This window comes from Desulfonatronospira sp., assembly GCA_003563255.1.
Classification (GTDB): domain Bacteria; phylum Desulfobacterota; class Desulfovibrionia; order Desulfovibrionales; family Desulfonatronovibrionaceae; genus Desulfonatronospira.
In genome coordinates this window covers 1-4136 of record PWSL01000398.1, presented here as the reverse complement: position 1 = coordinate 4136, position 4136 = coordinate 1, and the positions used below count along the sequence as shown (strand labels likewise).

At 44.7% G+C, this 4136-nt stretch carries 3 protein-coding genes and 1 pseudogene; all 4 read left to right on the top strand.

Annotated features, from left to right (window positions below; all coding sequences use genetic code 11):
* A pseudogene (locus tag QZP87_RS11555) lies at positions 1 to 679 on the top strand (CRISPR-associated helicase/endonuclease Cas3); the annotation flags it as partial.
* A gap of 27 nt (positions 680 to 706) precedes the next feature.
* Complete coding sequence (gene cas5c, locus QZP87_RS11550; protein ID WP_291323077.1) at positions 707 to 1363, top strand: type I-C CRISPR-associated protein Cas5c; 657 nt, start codon at positions 707 to 709, stop codon at positions 1361 to 1363.
* Positions 1360 to 3075, top strand: a complete 1716-nt coding sequence (gene cas8c, locus QZP87_RS11545; protein WP_291323076.1) for a type I-C CRISPR-associated protein Cas8c/Csd1 — start codon at positions 1360 to 1362, stop codon at positions 3073 to 3075. Before cas5c ends, cas8c begins: the two co-directional genes overlap by 4 nt.
* 3 nt (positions 3076 to 3078) lie before the next feature.
* Complete coding sequence (cas7c, locus tag QZP87_RS11540; RefSeq protein ID WP_291323075.1) at positions 3079 to 3957, top strand: type I-C CRISPR-associated protein Cas7/Csd2; 879 nt, start codon at positions 3079 to 3081, stop codon at positions 3955 to 3957.
* The last annotated feature ends 179 nt before the right edge of the window (positions 3958 to 4136 follow it).

The following is a 4136-nucleotide window of genomic DNA, read 5'->3' as shown; positions in this document are numbered from 1 at the left end:
GGGTGAGCCTTGCAGACTGATCAGTACTCAATTGATTGAAGCAGGTGTAGATATAAGCTTTCCTGAAGTGATCAGGGAGTATGCCGGTCTTGATTCCATTGTTCAGGCAGCTGGGCGTTGTAACCGTGAAGGTGAGCTTTCAGGCCTGGGCAAGGTTTCGGTCTTCATGCCCGAAGAAGGTCTTGCGCCTGCATTTAAACAACAGGCCGGTAATGCGAGCAATACGCTTCGTCATCACGGAGACGACCCTTTTTCCCCAGAAGCGATCGAGTACTATTTTTCCGAAACCTACTGGTTGCAACAAGAGTTTCTGGACAGAGAGAACATTCTTGAAGAGTTTAATATACCAAGACCAAACTGGGCGTTTCGGGATGTGGCCGAGCGTTTTAAAATTATTGATCAAAAGATGACACCTGTGATTATCCCCTTTGATGAACAGGCTGAAGAACTGATTCAAAGTTTGCGCTTTGCAGAGACGAAAGGCGGGATTTTACGTTCTCTTCAGCAGTACACCGTCCAGGTCTACAGGCATCAATTTGAAAAGCTGGACAGTTCCGGTGCTCTGGAACTTGTTGATGGCTCTTATGCTGTTTTGATTAATGAGGGGTTTTATACATCTGAGACAGGGCTGGTTATTCCTGATACGGACAACTTTGAAGCAGAAGATTGTATTGTTTAAGTTTTGGAGAAAAAAGGAGGTGATGTTATGTCTCTTGGAATAAAACTCAGGGTCTGGGGCGATTATGCCTGTTTTACAAGACCTGAGATGAAAGTGGAGCGGGTCAGCTATGATGTCATGACTCCATCTGCAGCGAGGGGAATTTTGGAGGCAATATACTGGAAACCGTCCATCAGTTGGTCCATAGACCGCATTCATGTAATGAAACCTGTGCTTTTTGATAATGTCAGGCGCAATGAAGTGGAGTCAAAAATTCCAGTCAAAGGATCAACAGGGGTGAGTGCAGCCATGAAGGATGGCAAAGCCCAGCTTCGTCTTTTTATTGAGGACAACAGGCAGCAGCGCGCCGCCATGGTGCTCAGAGATGTGGAATATATTATTGAAGCTCATTTTGAATATATCTCACAGGAAGACTGCAATGACGGCAAGCACTTAGATATCTTTAACCGCAGGGCTGTAAAAGGTCAGTGCTTTCATCGTCCATATCTTGGATGCCGGGAGTTTGCAGCATTTTTTGAGTCTGTTACCGGTGAAATTCCTGTTTCCCCTTTAGAAGGTGAAAAAGACTTAGGCTGGATGTTGTACGACATAAATTATCAGGAGGATATGACTCCGTACTTTTTTCGTCCGGTCATGAAAGACGGAGTCATTGACTGCCGCAGTCAAAAGGTGGTGCTTTCATGATACTTCAAGCATTAAATGGATATTATCAGCGACTGCTTGCTGATCCAGAGAGTGGAATATCAGAGTTTGGATTTGGAAGGCTGGGTGTACATTTTTGTATCATCCTTGACAAATACGGAGATATTGCTGGTGCTCCACATGATCTGAAAGATGAAGGCAGGCCGATTCAAGTTGAAGTTCCCGGCCCTGTGAAAAAAACATCGGGTGTCTCTTCAAATTTTTGTTGGGAAAATTCCGGCTATGTGCTGGGTGTGGACAGCAAAGGTAAACCTGAGCGTACTGCCAAAACCCATGCAGCATTTAAAGAGCTTGCAGCCTCAGTCCTTGAAGGAGTTGAAGATGAAGGGGCTCAAGCACTCCTGGCATTTTTGAACAAATGGAACCCTGATCAGATTGAAGATATTCCAGGCTGGGCTGAAATGTTGGATAAAAATATAGTGTTCCGGTTTGATGGAACCCGTGAGTTTATCCATGATCGTCCTGCAGTTAGAAATGCCTGGCTCAATTATTTTGGGGCTGAAAAAAACGTACAGAATGGAACTTGTCTGATCACAGGCCAAAAAGATGTGCCTATCCCGGCTATTCATGCAGCTATCAAAGGTGTTCCTGGCGCACAGTCCTCTGGTGCGGCTCTAATCTCATTTAATTTTGATTCTGCAAGATCCTTTGGAAAAAAACAGAATCAAAATGCTCCAGTGTGTGATCAAGCTGCTTTTGCATACACAACAGCTCTGAATCATTTGTTAGCTTCAGGAAGCAGGCGAAAGCTTCAGGTGGGTGACACAACTATTGTTTTCTGGGCGGATGCCCCGGCAAAAGCCGAGGACTTCTTTGGATTAGCCCTCGGTGGCAAGGAGGCTGAAGACAAGGGAATGGTCAAAGAGCTGGAGCAATACCTGGATGCAGTAACCCAGGGCAGTTATCCTGATGAGATTGGTGATCAGAACAGTTCATTTTATGTGCTTGGATTATCACCCAACGCTGCGAGACTCTCTGTGCGCTTTTGGCATGTGGGAACAGTTGGAAATATGACTGAGAATATTGGACTTCATTACAGAGCATTATCAATTAAACAAGATTTTGAGAATGATCCAAGGCATCCCAAACCTTGGTGGATATTAAAGGAGTTGGCTCCCCAGAGGGATTCTCGAAATATTTCACCGCTTATCAGCGGACAGCTCGTTCAGTCCATTATAAAAAATCAACCATACCCCCGCACGCTTCTTGTTGCAACCATAACAAGGATAAGGGCTGATAAGCAAATTAACTACCTCAGGGCGTGCATAATCAAGGCATATCTTACCCGAAACGCACAAAAGGAGATATCTATGAGTTTGGACAAGGAAAATACTGATGTCGGTTATCGGCTGGGAAGGCTTTTCGCCATAGTGGAAAGAATTCAGGGCGAAGCAGTGCCAGGCGCTAATGCCACCGTTCGCGACCGTTTTTTTGGCGCTGCTGCAGCTACTCCAGGACGAATTTATCCAGTTATATTGAAAAATGCTCAGCATGGTCTTGCCAAGATAAGAAAGGATAAACCCGGTTGGGCAGTCAGCTTAGACAAGTTAGCGCAGGAAATTCTTGAAGCCATTGACCCGAAACAAGGCTTTCCTTCAACTTTGTCCCTGGAAAACCAGGGGATGTTTGTTCTTGGATATTACCACCAGCGCCAGGATTTATTTACGAAAAAAGATGAAAAAAAGGAGGAGTAGATTATGACCGCCATTGCCAATCGTTATGAGTTTGTATTTCTGTTTGACGTGGAAAACGGAAATCCTAATGGAGATCCAGATGCCGGAAACATGCCCAGGATTGATCCTGAAACCGGTCACGGCCTGGTGACAGATGTATGTCTCAAAAGAAAAGTCCGCAATTTTGTGGAGATAGCTAAGACAGGAGGAAAAGGCTACAATATCTATGTAAAAGAAAAAGCAGTGTTAAGCACCACCAGGTCTCCTGCTTATGAAGCTCCAGAGGTTAAACAGGCTGATTCAACAGCAGAAAAAATTGCTGCTGCAAGAAATTGGATGTGCAACAACTTTTTTGATGTCAGGACATTTGGAGCAGTTATGTCAACTAAAGAGAATAATTGTGGGCAAGTAAGAGGTCCTGTACAAATATCTTTTGCCAGAAGTATTGAGCCTATTGTGCCGGCAGAAATCTCCATAACCAGAATGGCTGTAGAAACTGAAAATGAAGCTAAAGCACAGGATGGTGACAACCGGACAATGGGTCGGAAACATATTGTTCCCTACGCCCTGTACAGAGCCGAAGGATATGTTTCAGCTCATTTGGCTCAAGGCGATAAAGGTACTGGTTTTTCAGATGATGACCTTGAGCTTTTGTGGCAGGCCCTGGAAAACATGTTTGACCATGATCATTCTGCAGCCAGAGGCAAGATGAATTCCAGAGGTTTGATGGTTTTTAAACATGACAGTTCCTTGGGTAATGCTCCGGCCCATAAGCTTTTTGATTTGATTAAAGTCAACCGTAAAGAAGGCTCCGAAGGTCCTGCCAGACACTTTTCTGATTATGATGTATTAGTGGATCAGAGCAATGTCCCTCAGGGAGTTGATCTGCAAATCAAGTTGTAATTTTCTGGAGGTCTACTCATGCCACAAAAGCAGCAACCACCCGGTCTTATTCCTGCCCATGGTGGGTACCAGGACTTGAAATCTTTTCAGATGGCTGAGCTTGTTTATGATGGCACTGTCAAGTTTTGTGAGCGGTTAGTTAATCCTCGCTCACGAACTTATGATCAGATGGTTCAGGC

Excerpts from the sequence above, each read along its gene's own strand:
- cas5c (WP_291323077.1), top strand. The coding sequence starts at position 707 with ATGTCTCTTGGAATAAAACTCAGGGTCTGGGGCGATTATGCCTGTTTT.
- cas8c (WP_291323076.1), top strand. The coding sequence starts at position 1,360 with ATGATACTTCAAGCATTAAATGGATATTATCAGCGACTGCTTGCTGAT.
- cas7c (WP_291323075.1), top strand. The coding sequence starts at position 3,079 with ATGACCGCCATTGCCAATCGTTATGAGTTTGTATTTCTGTTTGACGTG.